General features: G+C 65.0%; 20 protein-coding genes. 7 read left to right on the forward strand and 13 right to left on the reverse strand.

Going from position 1 to position 17,496, the window contains the following annotated elements; all coding sequences use genetic code 11:
- Positions 1–35: 35 nt before the first annotated feature.
- Genes gpmI through GL284_RS01355 form a run of 4 tightly spaced genes read left to right on the forward strand, consistent with a single transcriptional unit; the run spans position 36 to position 4,694 of the window.
- On the forward strand, positions 36–1,559 hold the full coding sequence (gpmI, locus tag GL284_RS01340) for a 2,3-bisphosphoglycerate-independent phosphoglycerate mutase (RefSeq protein ID WP_155042842.1): 1,524 nt from the start codon (positions 36–38) through the stop codon (positions 1,557–1,559).
- On the forward strand, positions 1,556–2,782 hold the full coding sequence (locus GL284_RS01345; RefSeq protein ID WP_155042843.1) for a murein hydrolase activator EnvC family protein: 1,227 nt from the start codon (positions 1,556–1,558) through the stop codon (positions 2,780–2,782). Before gpmI ends, GL284_RS01345 begins: the two co-directional genes overlap by 4 nt.
- Positions 2,779–4,194, forward strand: a complete 1,416-nt coding sequence (locus GL284_RS01350; RefSeq protein ID WP_155042844.1) for a S41 family peptidase — start codon at positions 2,779–2,781, stop codon at positions 4,192–4,194. The genes GL284_RS01345 and GL284_RS01350 overlap by 4 nt, the downstream gene beginning before the upstream one ends.
- Complete coding sequence (locus GL284_RS01355) at positions 4,191–4,694, forward strand: RNA pyrophosphohydrolase (RefSeq protein ID WP_155042845.1); 504 nt, start codon at positions 4,191–4,193, stop codon at positions 4,692–4,694. The genes GL284_RS01350 and GL284_RS01355 overlap by 4 nt, the downstream gene beginning before the upstream one ends.
- Here GL284_RS01355 and GL284_RS01360 read toward each other — a convergent pair whose 3' ends face one another.
- Positions 4,695–5,087 (reverse strand): RidA family protein, encoded by a 393-nt coding sequence (locus GL284_RS01360; protein ID WP_155042846.1) that lies wholly within the window; start codon positions 5,085–5,087, stop codon positions 4,695–4,697.
- 108 nt (positions 5,088–5,195) lie between these two features.
- Between GL284_RS01360 and GL284_RS01365 the strand changes: the two genes are divergently transcribed.
- A complete protein-coding gene (locus GL284_RS01365) occupies positions 5,196–5,852 on the forward strand; it encodes a TetR/AcrR family transcriptional regulator (RefSeq protein ID WP_155042847.1) in 657 nt (218 codons plus the stop codon).
- 45 nt (positions 5,853–5,897) lie between these two features.
- On the forward strand, positions 5,898–6,218 hold the full coding sequence (locus GL284_RS01370) for a DMT family transporter (RefSeq protein ID WP_155042848.1): 321 nt from the start codon (positions 5,898–5,900) through the stop codon (positions 6,216–6,218).
- 21 nt (positions 6,219–6,239) lie between these two features.
- Here GL284_RS01370 and GL284_RS01375 read toward each other — a convergent pair whose 3' ends face one another.
- From GL284_RS01375 to dapD, 10 genes are all read right to left on the reverse strand, one after another.
- Complete coding sequence (locus GL284_RS01375; RefSeq protein ID WP_155042849.1) at positions 6,240–6,707, reverse strand: SRPBCC family protein; 468 nt, start codon at positions 6,705–6,707, stop codon at positions 6,240–6,242.
- Between the two features lie 36 nt (positions 6,708–6,743).
- Positions 6,744–7,457, reverse strand: coding sequence for an urea ABC transporter ATP-binding subunit UrtE (urtE, locus tag GL284_RS01380; RefSeq protein ID WP_196216684.1), 714 nt, complete (start codon positions 7,455–7,457; stop codon positions 6,744–6,746).
- Complete coding sequence (urtD, locus tag GL284_RS01385) at positions 7,454–8,197, reverse strand: urea ABC transporter ATP-binding protein UrtD (protein WP_155042850.1); 744 nt, start codon at positions 8,195–8,197, stop codon at positions 7,454–7,456. The genes urtE and urtD overlap by 4 nt, the downstream gene beginning before the upstream one ends.
- Entirely contained in the window at positions 8,194–9,351 is a 1,158-nt protein-coding gene (urtC, locus tag GL284_RS01390) for an urea ABC transporter permease subunit UrtC (protein WP_155042851.1), read from the reverse strand. Before urtC ends, urtD begins: the two co-directional genes overlap by 4 nt.
- A gap of 1 nt (position 9,352) precedes the next feature.
- Positions 9,353–11,275, reverse strand: a complete 1,923-nt coding sequence (gene urtB, locus GL284_RS01395; RefSeq protein WP_155042852.1) for an urea ABC transporter permease subunit UrtB — start codon at positions 11,273–11,275, stop codon at positions 9,353–9,355.
- A 45-nt stretch (positions 11,276–11,320) separates the two neighbouring features.
- Entirely contained in the window at positions 11,321–12,604 is a 1,284-nt protein-coding gene (gene urtA, locus GL284_RS01400; RefSeq protein WP_155042853.1) for an urea ABC transporter substrate-binding protein, read from the reverse strand.
- 206 nt (positions 12,605–12,810) lie between these two features.
- Entirely contained in the window at positions 12,811–14,064 is a 1,254-nt protein-coding gene (locus GL284_RS01405; protein WP_155042854.1) for a lytic murein transglycosylase, read from the reverse strand.
- A gap of 55 nt (positions 14,065–14,119) precedes the next feature.
- A complete protein-coding gene (locus tag GL284_RS01410) occupies positions 14,120–14,449 on the reverse strand; it encodes a hypothetical protein (RefSeq protein ID WP_155042855.1) in 330 nt (109 codons plus the stop codon).
- 80 nt (positions 14,450–14,529) lie between these two features.
- A complete protein-coding gene (locus tag GL284_RS01415; RefSeq protein WP_155042856.1) occupies positions 14,530–14,778 on the reverse strand; it encodes a GlsB/YeaQ/YmgE family stress response membrane protein in 249 nt (82 codons plus the stop codon).
- Positions 14,779–14,883: 105 nt separating this feature from the next.
- Entirely contained in the window at positions 14,884–15,708 is an 825-nt protein-coding gene (gene dapD / locus GL284_RS01420; protein ID WP_155042857.1) for a 2,3,4,5-tetrahydropyridine-2,6-dicarboxylate N-succinyltransferase, read from the reverse strand.
- Between the two features lie 96 nt (positions 15,709–15,804).
- Here dapD and GL284_RS01425 point away from each other — a divergent pair, with 96 nt between their 5' ends.
- Entirely contained in the window at positions 15,805–16,632 is an 828-nt protein-coding gene (locus GL284_RS01425; RefSeq protein WP_155042858.1) for an LOG family protein, read from the forward strand.
- 12 nt (positions 16,633–16,644) lie between these two features.
- On the opposite strand, the gene GL284_RS01430 is transcribed toward GL284_RS01425, so the two are convergent.
- Both GL284_RS01430 and rlmH read right to left on the reverse strand, forming a co-directional pair.
- Complete coding sequence (locus GL284_RS01430) at positions 16,645–17,016, reverse strand: GFA family protein (protein WP_155042859.1); 372 nt, start codon at positions 17,014–17,016, stop codon at positions 16,645–16,647.
- Positions 17,017–17,028: 12 nt separating this feature from the next.
- The gene (rlmH, locus tag GL284_RS01435; protein ID WP_155042860.1) at positions 17,029–17,496 is read right to left on the reverse strand and encodes a 23S rRNA (pseudouridine(1915)-N(3))-methyltransferase RlmH; all 468 of its coding nucleotides are present in this window, start codon (positions 17,494–17,496) and stop codon (positions 17,029–17,031) included.

Raw genomic sequence — 17,496 nt, forward strand, 5'->3', positions numbered from 1 at the left:
TCCTAGAAGCAATCCGATCCGGCAATGAGGCGCAAATGACCCATCCCCGACCCGTCGTCCTGTGCATCCTTGATGGCTGGGGCATCTCGACCCGGCCCGAACAAAGTGCGCCGGATCAGGCGGCAACGCCGAATTTCGACCGCCTGATGCGCGATTGCCCGCATGGCACGCTGGTGACCTTCGGTCCCGATGTCGGCCTGCCGAAAGGCCAGATGGGCAATTCCGAGGTCGGCCACACCAATATCGGCGCCGGCCGCGTCGTGGCGATGGATCTGGGCCAGATCGATCTGGCGATCGAGGATCACAGCTTTTTCGACAATACCACGCTTGGCGACTTCATCCGCAAGATGCGGGCCAGCAAGGGCACGGCGCATCTGATGGGCGTGATTTCCGACGGCGGCGTGCATGGCCATATCCAGCACGTCATCGCCGCCGCCCGCGCGGTCGCCGAACAGGGCGTGCCGGTGGTGATCCACGCCATCACCGACGGGCGCGACGTGCCGCCGAAATCGGCGCAGGGCTTCATGACCGAACTGATGGGCAACCTGCCCGCAGGCGCACGCATCGGCACGGTGATCGGGCGCTATTTCGCGATGGACCGCGACAACCGCTGGGACCGGGTCAGCCGCGCCTTTGCCGCGATGACGCGGGCCGAGGGGCTGGCCGCAGCCGCTGCCGATCAGGCCGTGGTGGACGCCTATGCGCGCGGGGAAACCGACGAATTCATCCAGCCCACGGTGATCGGCGATTACGCGGGCGCGGTGGATGGCGACGGGTTTTTCTGCCTGAATTTCCGCGCCGACCGCGCGCGGGAAATCCTTGCGGCGCTGGGTCAGCCCGGTTTCGACGCATTCGACACCGGCCCGCGCCCGCATTGGGCGGCGCTGCTGGGCATGGTCGATTACTCGGCCCGGCATGATGAATACATGACCTCGGCCTATCCCAAGCGGCAGGTGCAGAACACGCTGGGCGCATGGGTCGCGGCCAAGGGCCTGCGCCAGTTCCGGCTGGCCGAGACCGAGAAATACCCCCATGTCACCTTCTTCCTGAACGGCGGCAAGGAAACCCCCGAGCCGGGCGAAGACCGCTTCATGCCGCAAAGCCCCAAGGTCGCGACCTATGACCTGCAGCCGGAAATGGCCGCGCCCGAGGTCAGCGCCAAGCTGGTTCAGGCCATCGCCGAGGGCTATGATCTGATCGTGGTCAACTATGCCAATCCCGACATGGTGGGCCATACCGGCAGCCTGACCGCCGCCGCGAGGGCCTGCGAGGCGGTGGACACGGGACTGGGCATGATGCTGGAGGCACTGGACGCCGCAGGCGGCGCCGCGGTCATCATCGCCGATCACGGCAATTGCGAAACCATGGTCGATCCGCAGACGGGCGGCCCGCATACCGCGCATACGGTCAATCCCGTTCCGGTCATCGTCTATAACGGCCCCGCAGGCGCGCGGGTCGAAAGCGGGCGGCTGGCCGATGTGGCGCCGACCGTGCTGGACCTGATGGGCCTTGACCTGCCGCCCGAAATGACCGGCCATTCGCTGATCGGGCGCGCATGAAACTGAAGCTGCTTCTTTCGACGGCACTGGCCGCCTGCCTGATGGCGGTCGCCCCCGCCAGTTCGGCCCAGCAGGCCGATGAGCCGCTGACGCAGGCCGCAGCCGAAGCCGCACAGGCCGCCGACATGCTGCGCGCGGCCACCGGCCAGCTGGATCAGGCGCTGACCAAGGACGATCAGGTGCGCTCGCTGACCGAAATGATCCGCGCCTATGAACAGGGCCTGTCGGCGCTGCGCGACGGTCTGCGCCGGGCGGGCATCCGCGAACAGGAAATCCGCGCCGAATTCGACGCCCGCCGCGACAAGCTGGGCCGGGTGCTGGGCGTGATGACCTCGATGCAGCGTTCGCCCGAAACCATGCTGCTGCTGCATCCCGCCGGACCCGAGGCATCGGCCCGCGCGGGCATGATCCTGTCCTCGGTCGCGCCGGGGCTGGAGGCCGAGGCCACCGAGATGCAAAAGCAGCTTGAGGAAATCCGCGCCGTCCGCACCATCCAGCTGAACGCCGCCAATACGCTGGCGCAGGGGCTGGGGCAGGTGCAAGAGGCGCGCCGCCTGCTGGCCTCGGCCACCGCCGACCGGCAGGACATGCCGACGCGTTATGGCGAAGAACCCGAAGAACTGCGCCAGTTGCTGCAATCGGCCGACACGCTGGACAGCTTCGCCTCGGGGATTTCGGGGATGGAAACCGATGTCGGCGCGCCGATGGCCGATTTCGAAGGCGCGCAGGGCAGCCTGCCCCTGCCCGCGCTGGGGACCGTGCTGCGCCGCTATGACGAACCCGATGCGGCGGGCGTGCGCCGCCCCGGCTGGGTCATCGCGACCGGCCCCGCCGCGCTGGTGACGACGCCTTGGCCCGCGACGATCCGCTATCGCGGCCCGCTGCTGGATTACGGCAATGTCATGATCATCGAACCGGCACGCGGCTATCTGATGATCTTTGCCGGGCTGTCGCAGGTCTTTGGCGAAACCGGCGACGTGCTGGCCGCCGGAGAGCCTTTGGGCCTGATGGGTGGCAACGAACCGCCTGCGCAAGAGTTCGGCGCGGAATTTGTCGCCGATGCCTCGACAGGATTGGGTGCCGAACAAAGCGAAACACTGTATGTTGAACTGCGCAGGGGCAAGGAAACTCTGGACCCGGCAGAGTGGTTCGTGATGAATCCCATCATGGGCGAAGATAGCCAAGGCCAAAACGCAACCGGGCAGGACGGAACGACGGAATGAAACATTACCTTCTGGCCGGCGCGATCGGCACCCTTGCAGGCGCGGTTGTCGCCACGCAATTCGCGGGGCCGCTGGTCGCGCAAGAGACCGGCAAGAATGCGTCGGTCTATGAACAACTGGATCTGTTCGGCAACGTCTTTGAGCGTGTGCGTTCGGATTATGTCGAACAGGTCGATGACAAGAAGCTGATCGAGGCGGCGATCAACGGCATGTTGACCTCGCTTGATCCGCATTCCTCGTTCCTGTCGGCGCGCGATTACGAAGACATGCAGACCCAGACCCGTGGCAGCTTCGGCGGTCTGGGCATCGAGGTCGGGCAGGAAGACGGGCTGGTCAAGGTCATCTCGCCCATCGACGACACCCCGGCGGCAGAAGCGGGCGTGAAGCCCGGCGATTTCATCACCCATGTGAACGGCGAATCGCTGATGGGGCTGAACCTTGACGAGGCCGTGGAAAAGATGCGCGGGCCGGTCGGTTCGGAAATCAAGATCACCATCCTGCGTCAGGGCGAAAACGAGCCCTTCGACCTGACCATGACCCGCGACACCATCAAGCTGACCGTGGTCAAGACCCGCATCGAAGGCCACGCGGTCGTGCTGCGCGTGTCGACCTTCAACGACGAAACCATGTCGACGCTGAAGTCCGAACTGGAAAAAGGCATCAAGGACGCGGGCGGCATCGACAAGGTCAACGGTTTCGTTCTGGACCTGCGCAACAACCCCGGCGGCCTGCTCAATCAGGCCATCGAGGTCTCGGACGCCTTTCTCGACAAGGGCGAGATCGTCTCGACCCGCGGCCGCAAGCCCGAGGAATCGGAACGCTGGAACGCGCAGGCGGGCGATCTGGCGCAGGGCAAGCCCATGGTCGTGCTGATCAATGGCGGCTCGGCCTCGGCGTCGGAAATCGTCGGCGGCGCGCTGCAGGATCATCGCCGCGCCATCGTCGTGGGCACGAAATCCTTTGGCAAGGGTTCGGTCCAGACGGTGATGCCGGTCACCTCGGACAGCGCGATCCGGTTGACCACAGCGCGGTATTACACCCCCTCGGGACGCTCGATCCAGTCGCTGGGCATCCAGCCCGACATCATCGTGGAACAACCCGCCGCCAAACCCGCCGAGGATGAGGCGAACAAGCCCCGCACCGAATCCAGCTTCCTGAATTCCGAGGCCGATCTGCGCGGCGCGCTCAGCAACGATGCCGTGTCGGACGAGGAAAAGAAGCAGATCCAGGAAGAGGCCAAGCAGGTCGAAGCCACCGCCAAGCTGCGCGATGAGGATTATCAGCTGGCCTATGCCGTCGATATCCTGAAGGGCCTGACGGCGGTCAATTTCCGTGCCGATGCCGTCCCCGAGGATGCCAAGCCCGCCGTCACCGGCGAGGACGCGGCAAGTCAGGGCGCGCAGCAGCAATGACCGAACAGTTGCTGGGCCCGTCGGGCCTGCCCTATCGCCCCTGCGCGGGTGTGGTGCTGATCAATCGCGACGGGCTCGTCTTTGCGGGCCGTCGCATCGACAATCAGGGCACGGCGGGCAACAGCGCATGGCAGATGCCACAAGGCGGGATCGACGCGGGCGAAACCCCGCGCGAAGCCGCCCTGCGCGAGCTGGTCGAGGAAACCGGCGTCACCCGCGAACAGGTCGAGGTCATCGCCGAATCGCCCGACTGGGTGACCTATGACCTGCCGCCCGAATTGCTGGGCAAGGTCTGGAAAGGCCGCTTCGGCGGTCAGCAGCAGAAATGGCTGGCCATGCTGTTCATGGGTCAGGACAGCGATGTGCAGATCGCCACGGAACATCCCGAATTCAGCGAATGGCGCTGGATGCGGGCGCAGGATGTGACCGCCAGCATCGTGCCCTTCAAGCGCGGCGTCTATGAGCAGGTGTTCCGTGATTTCGCCGATCTGGTGGCCTGATCAGCCCGGCAGCCGGGCGATCACCTTGATTTCAAAATCGAAACCCGCCAGCCAGTTCACCCCCACCGCCGTCCAGTTCGGATAGGGCGGTGCGGGGAATACCTTGTCCTTCACCGCCAGCACCGTCGCAAACTGGGTTTCGGGATCGGTGTGAAAGCTGGTGACATCGACGATATCTTCCAGCGAAGCGCCCGCCGCCTGCAGGACGGCGGTCAGATTGGCGAAAGCGCGTTCGACCTGCGCGCGGAATTCAGGCTCGGGGCTGCCGTCGTCCCGGCTGCCGACCTGCCCCGAGACGAACAGCAGATCGCCCGAGCGGGTGGCGGCGGAATAGCTGTTCTTGTCGTAAAGCGCCTGCCGGTTTGGCGGAAAGACGGGCTGTGGCTTTGTCATCGTCAACTCCTGTCGCTTTGCTGCGCAATCAGATACGCTGTGTATGTGATTAACCCAGATACATGCCGTATGTCAATTCGCATACGCCATGTATGCGAAAGGATGCACATGGCCAGACGCCCCCGTGCCGAAACGATGCAGGAAAACCGCCAGCGGCTGATGGCGGCGGCGCGAAAGGCGTTTGCGGAAAAAGGCTATGCGGCAGCCTCGATGGATGAACTGACGGCGGATGTCGGGCTGACGCGCGGCGCGCTTTATCACAATTTCGGCGACAAGCGCGGGTTGATGGCGGCCGTCGTGCATCAGATCGACGCCGAAATGGCCGCCGAGGCCCGGCGCATCGCCGAAAGCACCGCGCCCGGCTGGCCCGCCCTTCTGGCCGAGGGCGAGGCCTATATCGCCATGGCGCTGCGCCCCGAGGTGCAGCGCATCGTGCTGCTGGACGGCCCTGCCGTGCTGGGCGATCCGTCGAAATGGCCCAGTCAGGACAGTTGCCTGCACGCGACCCGCGACGCCGTGGACGCGCTGATTGCCGATGGCACCTTGCTGGCGCTGGACCCCGAGGCGATGGCGCGGATGCTGACGGGCGCTGCGCTGAATGCGGCGCTGTGGGTTGCGGCCAGCGATCAGCCCGATCTTGTGCTGCCGCGCGCGGTGGTGGCCTTTCGGCAACTGGCGACGGGTTTTCTGGCAAAACCCGGCCCGGGTCTTGCCCCCACGCGCTCGGGTCCCCAGATCAGGGGTCTGAGGACGACCTCACCATGATGGACATCGCGCGGGACGGCCCGATCTGACCTGAAAGGTTTGGTCATGGCTTGCTTCTATCTGCTTGTCGCGGGTCTTCTGGAAATCCTGTGGGCCTTCTCGATGAAAAAGTCCGCAGGCTTCACGCAACTGACCCCCACCCTCATCACCCTTGTGGCGATGGTCGCAAGCTTCGGGCTGCTGTCCATGGCGATGAAGACCCTGCCGCTGGGCACGGCCTATACCATCTGGACCGGCATCGGCGCGGTCGGGGCGTTTGTCATCGGCATCACCGTGCTGGGCGAGGCGATCACCCCCCTGCGCGTCATCGCGGCGCTGCTGATCGTCGCGGGCATCGTCACGATGAAGCTGTCGGGCGGGCAGTAAGCGACCGGCAAACGGCGCTGGCTAAAGCGTTCTGGCCAGCGCCTCAAGCTGATCGGCGGCAGTGCCCCAACCCTGATGAAAGCCCATCGCCTCGTGCTGGGCCTTGGTTTCGGCGTTCCAATGCATCGCGCGCGCCACATAATCGGTGCGCCCGTCATCGGTATCCGACAGCACGATGCTGGCTGTCATGAAGGGTTTGCCGTTCGGACGCCAGCCGGGAACGAAGGCATCGGTAAAGATCAGCCGTTCGCCCGGCACGATGTCCAGAAACACGCCCAGATTCTCGAACCGCTCTCCGGCGGGACCGTTCATGACGGTAAAGAACTCACCGCCGGGCCGCAGGTCGATCCGCGCATCCGAGACATGCCACGGCTTGGGGCAGAACCATGTCCGGATCAGGGCGGGTTCGGTCCAGCAGCGCCAGATCACGGCGCGCGGCGCGTTCAGGACACGTTCCAGAACCAGATCGTTCGGCGTTTCATCGGTCATCTGCAATCCTCCGCTAAGCCCGCGCAGGATAGCACATCAGGCCGCCGCACCCAGCCCCGCCAGACGCGCCTTCAGCACCTCGCGCGGGACCTCATCGCGGGTGCCCGACACCACCGCCTGCCCGCGTTCCAGCATCAGGAAACGGTCGCCAAGATCATAGGCGAAATCGAAGAACTGTTCGACCAGCACGATCGCCATATTGCCCTGTTCGCGCAGCCCGCGGATCACCCGGCCGATCTGCTGGATGATATTGGGCTGGATGCCCTCGGTCGGTTCGTCCAGCAGCAGGACCTTGGGGCGCATGATCAGCGCGCGGGCAATCGCAAGTTGCTGCTGCTGGCCACCCGACAGATCGCCGCCGCGCCGGTGGCTCATTTCGCCCAGCACGGGGAAGTGGTCAAAGATTTCCTCGGGGATGCGGCGTTCGCCCGCAGGCAGGACCGACAGCCCGGTTTCCAGATTTTCGCGCACCGTCAGCAGCGGAAAGATCATCCGCCCCTGCGGCACATAGCCCACACCCTTGGTCGCCAGCATCTGCGGCGTCACGCGGCCCAGTTCCTCACCGTCCAGAACCAGCGACCCGCCCGAGCGCGGATGGCTGCCCGACAGAACCTTCAGCAGGCTGGTCTTGCCGACGCCGTTATTGCCCATGACGCAGGTGACCTTGCCGGGTTCGGCGATCAGGTCGATGCCGTGCAGGATCTGGCTTTGCCCGTAATGCAGCGTTATTCCCTTGGCTTCCAGCATCATCCACGCCCCAAATAAACTTCGATCACCTGCGGGTTGGCGGTCACATGGTCCAGACTGCCCTCGGCCAGAACCGAGCCTTCGTGCAGCACGGTGACCTTGCAATCCAGCCGCCGCACGAAATCCATGTCATGTTCGACGACCACGACCGCGTGCTTTTCCGCCAGCTTGCGCAGCAGCGTCGTCGTCTGTTCGCGTTCGGCCAGCGTCATGCCCGCCGCCGGTTCATCGACCAGAAGCAGGCGCGGATCCTGTGCCAGCAACATGCCGATTTCCAGCCATTGCTTCTGCCCGTGGCTGAGTTCACCCGATTTGCGCGGCAACTGCGCCAGCAGGCCGACCTCTTCGGCCAGTTCGGCCACCCGCGCCTCGCTTTCCGCCGAAGGACGCCAGCGCAGCACCGCGAACGGCCCGCGTGCGGCAGACAGCGCCATGGTCAGGTTTTCGGCGACCGTCTGTTCCTCAAAGACGGTGGGGCGCTGGAACTTGCGGCCGACGCCCGCGCGGGCAATCTGCGCCTCGTTCATCTTCAACAGGTTGCGCGAATTTTCGCCCCACAGCACCTGCCCGTCATTCGGGCGGGTCTTGCCGGTGACGATGTCCATGAAGGTGGTCTTGCCCGCGCCGTTCGGCCCGATGATGGCGCGCAATTCGCGTTCGGCAATGGCAAAGGACAGGTTGTTGATGGCGCGGAACCCGTCAAAGCTGACCGAGATGCCGATGACCTCAAGAAGCGCGCTCATTTCGCACCCCGCTGCAACAGACCGGCAATGCCCTGCGGCGCAAACAGCGTCACCAGCACGAAGGACAGACCCAGCAGCACCTGCCACCAATCCACCCAGTTGATCGTGTAAAAGCCAAGGTCGATGGCCGGCGCGCGGCCGCCGGTGAACCAGCTGGACAGCAGCGATACGAAGACGGCGCCGATGGCCGCGCCATACAGCTTGCCGCGCCCGCCGATCGCCACCCAGACCGCCAGATAGATCGAGGCGATGGGCGCAAGCTCGGCCGGGTTGATGATGCCCGCCTGCGGATAATACAGCGCCCCGGCAACGGCGGTGACGATGGCCGACAGGGTAAAGATCACCAGCTTGTAGCCCTCGACGGAATAGCCCAGAAAGCGGACCCGCGCCTCATCGTCGCGAATGGCGCGGGTGACGCTGCCGAACTTGCCCGAGGCGACCCATGCGATCAGCAGATAGCCCAGCCCCAGCGCGACGGCGGATGCCCACAGGAACCAGACCGACAGCTTTTCCTGCCCCACGGCGTCAAGGCCGGGGATGTTTTGCAGACCCGACAAGCCGTTATTGCCGCGCAATCCGCTGTCGTTCTGAAACAGATACAGCGCCAGCGCCAGGGTCATCGCCTGCGTCAGGATCGACAGATACACCCCGTTCACGCGCGACCGGAAGGCCAGCCAGCCAAAGACCAGCGCCAGCAGCCCCGGCACCAGCACGATCAGCGCCAGTTGCGCGGGCAGCGATCCGGCAAAGGCCCAGATCGCCGGAAAATCGCTGGAGCCCACCACACCGAAGATCTGGGTGGCGGTGGCCTGCGAAATCTCGGCCTCGGTCGGGGGGATGGGCATGTTGGCCAAGGACGCCGCGACGATGCCTTCGGTCCGCGCGACCATCAGCCACATGCCGATCATATAGCCGCCAAGCGCGAAGAACGCCATTTGCCCCAGCGACAGGATGCCCGCATAGCCCCAGACCAGATCCATCGCGACCGCCGCCAGCGCCAGACACAGGGTCTTGCCCAAGGTCTTGACCATGCTGGTGGAAATCACGCCCGTGCCATAGCCCGCCGACAGGATGGTGACGGCGACGGTGAACACCGCCAGCACCGCCAGAAACACCAGAATCGAGGGGTGACGCAGCACCAAAGGTTTACGCATGTCAGGCCCCCACGGCGGCGCGGCCCTTGGCGGCGATGATGCCGCGTGGCCGGAACTGGATGAAGATGATGATGAACAGGATCATGTAGGTCTGCGCCGCCAGCGTATTGGCGGGGTTCAGCCATTCGATCCCCTTCTGGAAAAAGCCGATCAGCGCCGCGCCTGCCAGCGTGCCCCAGATGCTGCCGACACCGCCCACGACGACCGTCATGAAGCTTTGCACGATATATTGCTGGCCGATTTCCGAGGTGACCTGCGCAAACAGCCCGATGGCCACACCGGCGATCCCGGCGATGCCCGAGCCAAGCCCGAAGGTCAGCATGTTGATGCGGTCGGGGCTGATGCCCATGCTGGCCGCCATGCCGGGGTTCTGCGTCACCGCGCGCACCTCAAGCCCCAGCCGGGTGCGGTTCATGATGATCAGGTAAAGCGCCAGAAACACCAGCGCCAGCACGAAGATCGCGATGCGGATATAGCTGATCGAGACGACATCGTTCAGCGTCAGCGCGCCGTCCAGCCAGCCCGGCGCGGTCAGTGGACGGGCCTGTGTGCCGAAGATGTTCTTGGCCAGCTGCTGCAGCGCGATGCTGACGCCGAAGGTGGCCAGCAGGGTCTCCAGCGGGCGCTTATACAGGTGACGGATCACCAGCCGCTCCAGCGCGACACCGGCGGCGAAGGTGACGATGAAGGCCAGAGGCAGCGCGACGATCAGCGACAGCGTGCGGTTGGCGATGAACTGCTGCACGACATAGCCCGTATACGCGCCCATCATGATGAATTCGCCATGCGCCATGTTGATGACCCGCATGACGCCAAAGGTGATCGCCAGCCCGATGGCCGCAAGGAAATAGATCGAGGCGAGCGACAGGGCGTCCAGCGACAGATCCGCCGCCTGCATCAGCCCGATCCGGGTTTCCGTGCCCCGCAGCGCCGCGCGGGCGGCCGAAGTCACATCGGCATCAGGTTCGACATACAGATCAAGGAACTGGAACCGGTCCAGCGCTGCGGTCACCTCGGCCTCGCTGGCGGCGGGCTGAACCAGCCCCTGCGCCTCAAGCGCGGTCCATGCGCGGTCGCGCGCGGCCTCATCGCCAAGCTGCGCCAAAGGCACGCCGCCGACCGAGCCCTGATTGATATGCTGGGCCAGCACGGCGCGTTCGGCCTGCGGCGTCATCTGCGCCGGGGCCAGATCGGCGGCCACCAGCAGCGCATAGGCGTCATCGCGCGAAATCGCGCCGCCCGGCGTCAGCTCGGCGGCGATATTGGCGTCGGCGGGCACGGTTTCCAAGGCCACACGGCGGGTGGCAAGAATCGGGTTCAGGCTGGCGCGGAAATCCAGCCCGGTATCGCCGCCAAAGCTTTCGATGGCCGCGATGCGGGCGGCGGGATCGGTGTCGTATTGGATGGTCAGCAACCGCTCCAGCCGCTGCTTGCGCGCGGCCAGACCGGGATCGGGGTCGTCCAGCGCATCGCGCAGCAGCGCCAGTTGCCCGGCATCGGCGCGACGCGACAGCGCGTCCAGCGCCTGACTGCGGCGCGTGGCATCGGGATCTGACAGCGCATTCCCCGCCAGCGCGGCCGAGATGATGCCCCGCACGCCGGAATTCGGGCGCAGCATGGTCACATCCTCGGGCGGAAGCTCGGCCCCGGTCGCGGCATCGGTCAGCTTGTCATCTGCGACGATCACCAGCAGCCCGTCGCTTTTGCGCAAGCCCAAGGCCCGGTCGCCCCAGGCCTGCAGCAGCGCGGCGCCCTGCGGTCCGGTGGCGGCAATGGCTTGCACGACAGGCTCGATGGTCTGGCGCGAGGGCTTTTCGATCTGTTCGCGGTTCTCTGCGATGACCGCGCCCAGATCCTGCGCATGGGACGGCAGGGCAAGCGTCAGGAGGGCCGCAAAAGCGACAAGAGACAGGAAAAGGCGCATGGATTTCTCCGAAGGATGGGGCGGCGCGCGGCCGCCCCGATGTCGTCAGTAGTTCGACTGAACCTGCACACAGCTGTTGGTTTCGGTGTTCCACATGCCGCATTGCTTGCCCGGCCAGTCGGCGTCCAGCTTGGCGCTATCCGGCAGGAAATCGGTCCATGCATCGCCTGCGACTTCTTCGGTCTGGCTGATGATGTCGAACTGACCATCGGCGCGGATCTCGCCGATCAGCACGGGCTTGGTCAGGTGGTGGTTCGGCAGAACCTTGGCCATGCCGCCGGTCAGGTTCGGAACCTCGACCCCGACGATCGAGCCCAGAACGGCGTCGGTATCGGTCGAGCCGGCCTTTTCAACCGCCGCAACCCATGCGTTGAAGCCGATCATCGTGGCTTCCATCGGGTCATTGGTCACGCGCTTGTCGTTCTTGGTGAAGGCATGCCACTGGTCGATAAACGCCTTGTTTTCGGGCGTATCGGCGCTTTCAAAATAGTTCCAGGCGGCAAGGTGGCCGACAAGGTTCGCGGTATCCAGACCGGCCAGTTCCTCTTCGCCGACCGAGAAGGCCATGACCGGAATGTCATCCGCCGACACGCCCGCCGCCGCCAGTTCCTTGTAAAAGCCGATATTCGCATCGCCGTTGATGGTCGACACGACGCCGACTTTCTTGCCGTCCGCCCCCAGCGCCACCACGTCGGCGACGATCTTGGACCAGTCGGAATGGCCGAACGGGGTATAGTTCACGAAGATGTCGCCCGCAGCGACGCCCTTGCCCTTCAGATAGGCGTCCAGAATGTTGTTCGTGGTGCGCGGATAGACATAGTCGGTGCCCAGCAGCGCCCATTTCTCGACGCCCAGTTCCTCCATCATGTAATCCACGGCCGGGATCGCCTGCTGGTTCGGCGCGGCGCCGGTATAGATGACGTTCTTGGACGATTCCTCGCCCTCATACTGCACGGGATAGAACAGCAGGCCGTTCAGTTCCTCGATGACCGGCAGCACGGATTTGCGGCTGACGCTGGTCCAGCAGCCAAAGATCGCGTCGACGCCGTTCACCGAGATCAGTTCGCGCGCCTTTTCGGCAAACAGCGGCCAGTCCGAGGCGGGGTCGACCACGACCGCCTCGATCTTCTTGCCCAGCAACCCGCCCTTGGCGTTCTGCTGGTCCACCATCATCAGCACGGTGTCCTTCAGCGTGGTTTCCGAAATAGCCATGGTGCCGGACAGCGAATGCAAAACGCCGATCTTGATCGTGTCGTCCTGCGCGACAGCGGCGCCTGCCAGACCCGCAACAATGGCGGCGGCGGCGCATGCGCTGGTAAAAATCTTCATCCCCGTTTCCCCTTTTTTCGCGCCGCGTTCAGCGGCTAGGGAAATCAGGGCGAAATGCCGCCGGTCTGCCAATATGTTCGGCATTCCCGGGCGGCGAGATTCTGCGTTGCCCAAAATTATGCCAGATTTTTCGACAAATATGTATGCCGCAGGGCAGCAACGAAAAAGGGCGACCATCTGGCCGCCCGTTTGCCTATCCGCTTTGCTTATCCGCGCAGCGCACCCAGCAGGGCGGCATCGGCATAGCCGTCCGGCACCATCCCGCGCGAGCGCTGGAAGCCCCGGATCGCCTCGACCGATTTCGAGCCCAGCTTGCCGTCCACCCCGCCGGTATCGAAGCCGCGCGCCATCAGCAGGCGCTGGATCTCGGCCTTTTCGGTGTTCGACAGGTTGCGGTCGCCGCGCGGCCATGCGCCCTGAATGCCGGGCCGACCGGCAATCGCCTCGCCCAGATAGGCGACGGCCAGCGCATAGCTGTCCGAGGCGTTGTATTTCAGGATCGCCCGGAAGTTCTGGGTGATCAGGAAGGCCGGCCCCCGCGCGCCTGCCGGCGCGATGATCGAGCCGGCGGGAACCGCCGTGCCATTCGTCGTCCGCACGCCCATCGCCGCCCATTGGCTGCCCGACATGGTGACGGATTTGCTGACGCGGTTGTAATCAAAGCCCTGCGGCAGCACGACCTCGGCCACGGCGGGCTGGCCCGGTTGCCAGCCCATCTGGCGCAGGTAATGCGCGGTCGAGGCCAGCGCGTCGGTCGGATCGTTCGACCAGATGTCGCGCCGCCCGTCGCCGGTGAAATCGACGGCATGGGCAAGGAAGGAACTGGGCATGAACTGGGTGTGGCCCATCGCGCCCGCCCAGCTTCCGACCATATGGGCATTGTCCACATCGCCCGACTGGATGATGCGCAGCGCCGCGACCAGCTCGGCCGCGAAGAATTCGCCGCGCCGCCCGTCATAGGCCAGCGTCGCCAGCGCAGGCACGATGCGGGTGCTGCCCCGGTTCGCGCCGAAATTCGATTCCATCCCCCAGACGGCCACGACGATTTCGCGCGGCACGCCGTAACGGGCTTCGATCCCGGCCAGAGTGCTGGCATTCTGGGCAGCGCGGGCGCGGCCTGTTGCGCCGCGCGTGCCGATGGCACCGTCCAGATATTCCCAGACGGGTTTGGTGAATTCGCTTTGCCCGCGGTCCAGCTGGATCAGGCTGGGCATGAAATGCGCCTCGCCCATGGCGCTGTCAAAGACGGCGGGGGAAATGCCTGCGGCAATGGCGCGGGGGCGGAAGCTGGCCACCCAGTTGCGGAACCCCGCTTCCGAGCCCTGCCCGTCCGCCGTGGGCAGACCGGCGAAATTGCCGCCCGGTGCCGCGCCGGGGCTTTGGCCAAGCGACGCGCCGCAGCCCGTCAGCGCCAGCGTCAGAAGCGCCGTCATGGTAATCCGCGTGAAACGTCTGCTCATCAGTCCCGCCTTCGTGTTATGGTTGCGGGCAGTCTAGCGTGGACGGGCGCGGCTGTCAGTCCTCGTCGTCGAAATCTTCGTCATAAAGCGGCTCCATCTGGGCCACGATGACGGCGTTTTCGTCCAGCGCGCGCTGCATCAGGGCGCGTTCCTCGGCGGGGATGTCATGGCCTTCGGCCAGACGTTCGTCGATGGTGCCATGGCCCGTCACCTCGATCGGGGCCAGCCCGGCCTGCTTGATGATGGCCACGGTTTCGCGCACCGCTTCGGCCTCATCCACGCCCGAGGCATAGCAGACCATCGCCGCGCCGACCGCATCCTTGGGCATCCCGTCATCGGGCGCGCGCCCGACCTGAACCAGAAGCGTATAGACCTGCTGCGCCATGACCATTCCCCTTTTGCGGATCCTTTACGGCATGACAAAGGGGCGGGAAAGCCCCGCCCCTTTGTGTATCCCGGCAGCGATCAGGAAATCGCGCGTTTCAGCCAGATCAGGATGCAGGCACCGATCAGCCCCGCGAAGCCCTGTGCCAGCCAGCTTCCTGTGGTGAAATTGACGCCGAACACGCCCAGCAGCGCATTTGCGATGACCGCGCCCAGAATGCCCAGAACGATGTTCAGGAACAGGCCGGTATCGGCCTTCATGATGTTGCTGGCGATCCAACCCGCCAGACCGCCGACGATGATGGCGGCCAGCCAACCCAAGCCTTGCATGTGTTTACTCCGGTGAAGAAGGTTTCCGACGCTTCAACGCGCCGGAAGCCATTGAGTTCACACAAATCTGGCGGGATCGTGAAATCGATGCATCCCGGCCACAGGTCAGTCGCGCAACAGCTCGTTGATCGAGGTCTTCGAGCGCGTCTGCGCATCGACCCGCTTCACGATGACCGCGCAATAGAGGTTCACGCCGTTTTTCGACGGCATCGAGCCCGAGACGACGACGGAACCTGCCGGAACCTCGCCATACATCACCTCGCCGGTGTCGCGATCGACGATCTTGGTGGATTTGCCGATATAGACGCCCATGCCCAGAACCGAGCCTTCGCGGATGATGCAGCCCTCGACCACCTCGGACCGCGCGCCGATAAAGCAGTTGTCCTCGATGATGGTGGGGCCGGCCTGCATCGGCTCCAAGACGCCGCCGATGCCGACGCCGCCCGACAGGTGGACGTTCTTGCCGATCTGCGCGCAGGATCCGACCGTGGCCCAGGTGTCGACCATGGTGCCTTCATCGACATAGGCGCCCAGATTGACGAAGGACGGCATCAGCACGACGCCCTTGGCGATATAGGCCGATTTGCGCACGATGCAGTTCGGCACGGCGCGAAAGCCCGCATCGCGCCAGCGGGCATCGTCCCAGCCTGCGAATTTGCTGTCCACCTTGTCCCACCAGCCGCCGCCTTGCGGGCCGCCCGACTGCATCTCCATGTCCTTCAGGCGGAAGCCCAGCAGCACGGCTTTCTTGGCCCATTGGTTCACATGCCAGTCCGCGCCGGTCTTTTCGGCCACGCGCAGCGTGCCGCGATCCAGCGCATCCAGCGTCGCCTCGATGGCGTCGCGGGTCTCGCCCTTGGTGGCCGGGGTGATCTGGTCGCGGGCGTCCCACGCGGCTTCGATGGCGGTTTCAAGTGCGGCGTTGGTCATGCGGGCCTCTCGGATGGGTGGAAACTGTCACGCAAGGGCTATAAGCCGAGGGGTGCGGTCGCGCAATCCAGCAGCCCACCCGCCTCAGAGGTTCAGATGATCGAAGAAGACGAGCGCAGCCACCCGATCCGCGACAGCCAGCAGGATGCCATCGCGACGCGGCATGTGCCCGACACGCCCCAGACGCGCGCGCCCGCCTATAAGCTGGCCTTCACCGACACCGATTTCATGCTGCGCGACGAATTGCGCCCGGTGCGGCTGCAACTGGAACTGCTGAAGCCGCAGATGATCATGGATGCGCGCGGCATCCGGTCCACCATCGTGCTGTTCGGCGGCGCCCGCATTCCCGCGCCCGAACAGCGCGACAGCGCCAAAACCCCGGTTCTGGGCGCGTTGTCGCATTACTACACCGAGGCCCGCACCTTCGCCCGCCTGATGACCGAGCGCAGTCTGGAAAGCTATGGCGCGGAAAACGTCATCTGCACCGGCGGCGGTCCGGGCGTGATGGAGGCGGGCAATCTGGGCGCCACCGATGCGGGCGGCGTGTCCATCGGGCTGTCGATCGTCTTGCCGCATGAACAGGCGCCGAACCCCTATGTGACGCCGGATCTGTGCTTCAACTTCCACTATTTCGCGATCCGCAAGATGCATTTCCTGATGCGGGCCAAGGCCGTGACGGTGTTTCCCGGCGGCTTCGGCACGCTGGATGAGATGTTCGAGGCGCTGACCCTGATCCAGACCGGGCGGATGAAGCGCATCCCCTTCATCCTGTTCGGGACGGAATTCTGGCATCAGATCATCAACTGGCAGGCGCTGGTCGATGCGGGCACGATCAGCGCCAGCGATCTGGACCTGATCCGCTTTGTCGAAACCGCCGAGGAAGCCGTGGCGATCATCGACGCCTGGGTGGAACCCTGCCCCTGATCCTGCCTGCCCCTAATCCTGACGGTCGCGGCGGTGTTGGCGCAACCCGAAATCGGGCAGCCAGCTTTCGCGCCGGATGGTCCATAGCTCATAGCTTGGGGCGAACTGGTCGGGGCTGTCAAAGGCCCCCAGCGGCACCTCGATCTCGGGGCCGTTGCGGGTCAAGACCGGCGACCCGCAGCGCGGACAGAAGCAGCGGCCCTGATGGTCGGCAAGCTTGCCCGTGACGGTGACGGCATCGGCGGGAAACATCGCCAAGGCCGCAAAGACCGCGCCATATTGCTTGCGGCAGTCCATGCAATGACACAGGCCGATGCGGACGGGATTGCCGCGCGTGGTCAGGCGGACCGCGCCGCACAGACAGCCGGCATGGCGGATTTCCATGGCATCCTTCCTTCAGACCCGGTGATAGGGGCTTCCGGCAAGAATAGTCGTGGCGCGATAGATTTGTTCCGCCAGCATCACCCGGACCAGCATATGCGGCCAGACCATGCGGCCAAAGCTGATCGCCAGATCGGCGCGGGCACGCAGCGCGGGGTCGATGCCATCCGCCCCGCCGATGACAAAGGCGATGTCGCGGGCCTGATCGCGGAACCCCGCGATCCTGTCGGCAAATTCCGGCGAGCTGAGCGTCTGGCCGCGTTCGTCCAGAATGACCAGCGCCGCGCCATCGGGGATCACGCGCTCAAGCAGCGGCGCTTCGGCGGCCATGCCGCCGCCGCGCTTGTCCTCAACCTCGGTCAGGGTGACCGGCGGCAGGCCAAGCGCGCGACCTGCCTTGGCGTGACGGTCAAGGTAATCGGCAATCAGCTTCGCCTCGGGGCCCTGCCGCAGCCGCCCGACCGCGGCAATGACCATCCGCAT

The sequence above is a fragment of the Paracoccus shanxieyensis genome (genome assembly GCF_009711265.1).
Lineage (GTDB): Bacteria > Pseudomonadota > Alphaproteobacteria > Rhodobacterales > Rhodobacteraceae > Paracoccus > Paracoccus shanxieyensis.

Coding starts and splice junctions, on each gene's coding strand:
- gpmI (WP_155042842.1), top strand. CDS start 36: ATGACCCATCCCCGACCCGTCGTCCTGTGCATCCTTGATGGCTGGGGC.
- GL284_RS01345 (WP_155042843.1), top strand. CDS start 1,556: ATGAAACTGAAGCTGCTTCTTTCGACGGCACTGGCCGCCTGCCTGATG.
- GL284_RS01350 (WP_155042844.1), top strand. CDS start 2,779: ATGAAACATTACCTTCTGGCCGGCGCGATCGGCACCCTTGCAGGCGCG.
- GL284_RS01355 (WP_155042845.1), top strand. CDS start 4,191: ATGACCGAACAGTTGCTGGGCCCGTCGGGCCTGCCCTATCGCCCCTGC.
- GL284_RS01360 (WP_155042846.1), bottom strand. CDS start 5,087: ATGACAAAGCCACAGCCCGTCTTTCCGCCAAACCGGCAGGCGCTTTAC.
- GL284_RS01365 (WP_155042847.1), top strand. CDS start 5,196: ATGGCCAGACGCCCCCGTGCCGAAACGATGCAGGAAAACCGCCAGCGG.
- GL284_RS01370 (WP_155042848.1), top strand. CDS start 5,898: ATGGCTTGCTTCTATCTGCTTGTCGCGGGTCTTCTGGAAATCCTGTGG.
- GL284_RS01375 (WP_155042849.1), bottom strand. CDS start 6,707: ATGACCGATGAAACGCCGAACGATCTGGTTCTGGAACGTGTCCTGAAC.
- urtE (WP_196216684.1), bottom strand. CDS start 7,457: ATGATGCTGGAAGCCAAGGGAATAACGCTGCATTACGGGCAAAGCCAG.
- urtD (WP_155042850.1), bottom strand. CDS start 8,197: ATGAGCGCGCTTCTTGAGGTCATCGGCATCTCGGTCAGCTTTGACGGG.
- urtC (WP_155042851.1), bottom strand. CDS start 9,351: ATGCGTAAACCTTTGGTGCTGCGTCACCCCTCGATTCTGGTGTTTCTG.
- urtB (WP_155042852.1), bottom strand. CDS start 11,275: ATGCGCCTTTTCCTGTCTCTTGTCGCTTTTGCGGCCCTCCTGACGCTT.
- urtA (WP_155042853.1), bottom strand. CDS start 12,604: ATGAAGATTTTTACCAGCGCATGCGCCGCCGCCGCCATTGTTGCGGGT.
- GL284_RS01405 (WP_155042854.1), bottom strand. CDS start 14,064: ATGAGCAGACGTTTCACGCGGATTACCATGACGGCGCTTCTGACGCTG.
- GL284_RS01410 (WP_155042855.1), bottom strand. CDS start 14,449: ATGGCGCAGCAGGTCTATACGCTTCTGGTTCAGGTCGGGCGCGCGCCC.
- GL284_RS01415 (WP_155042856.1), bottom strand. CDS start 14,778: ATGCAAGGCTTGGGTTGGCTGGCCGCCATCATCGTCGGCGGTCTGGCG.
- dapD (WP_155042857.1), bottom strand. CDS start 15,708: ATGACCAACGCCGCACTTGAAACCGCCATCGAAGCCGCGTGGGACGCC.
- GL284_RS01425 (WP_155042858.1), top strand. CDS start 15,805: ATGATCGAAGAAGACGAGCGCAGCCACCCGATCCGCGACAGCCAGCAG.
- GL284_RS01430 (WP_155042859.1), bottom strand. CDS start 17,016: ATGGAAATCCGCCATGCCGGCTGTCTGTGCGGCGCGGTCCGCCTGACC.
- rlmH (WP_155042860.1), bottom strand. CDS start 17,496: ATGCGGATGGTCATTGCCGCGGTCGGGCGGCTGCGGCAGGGCCCCGAG.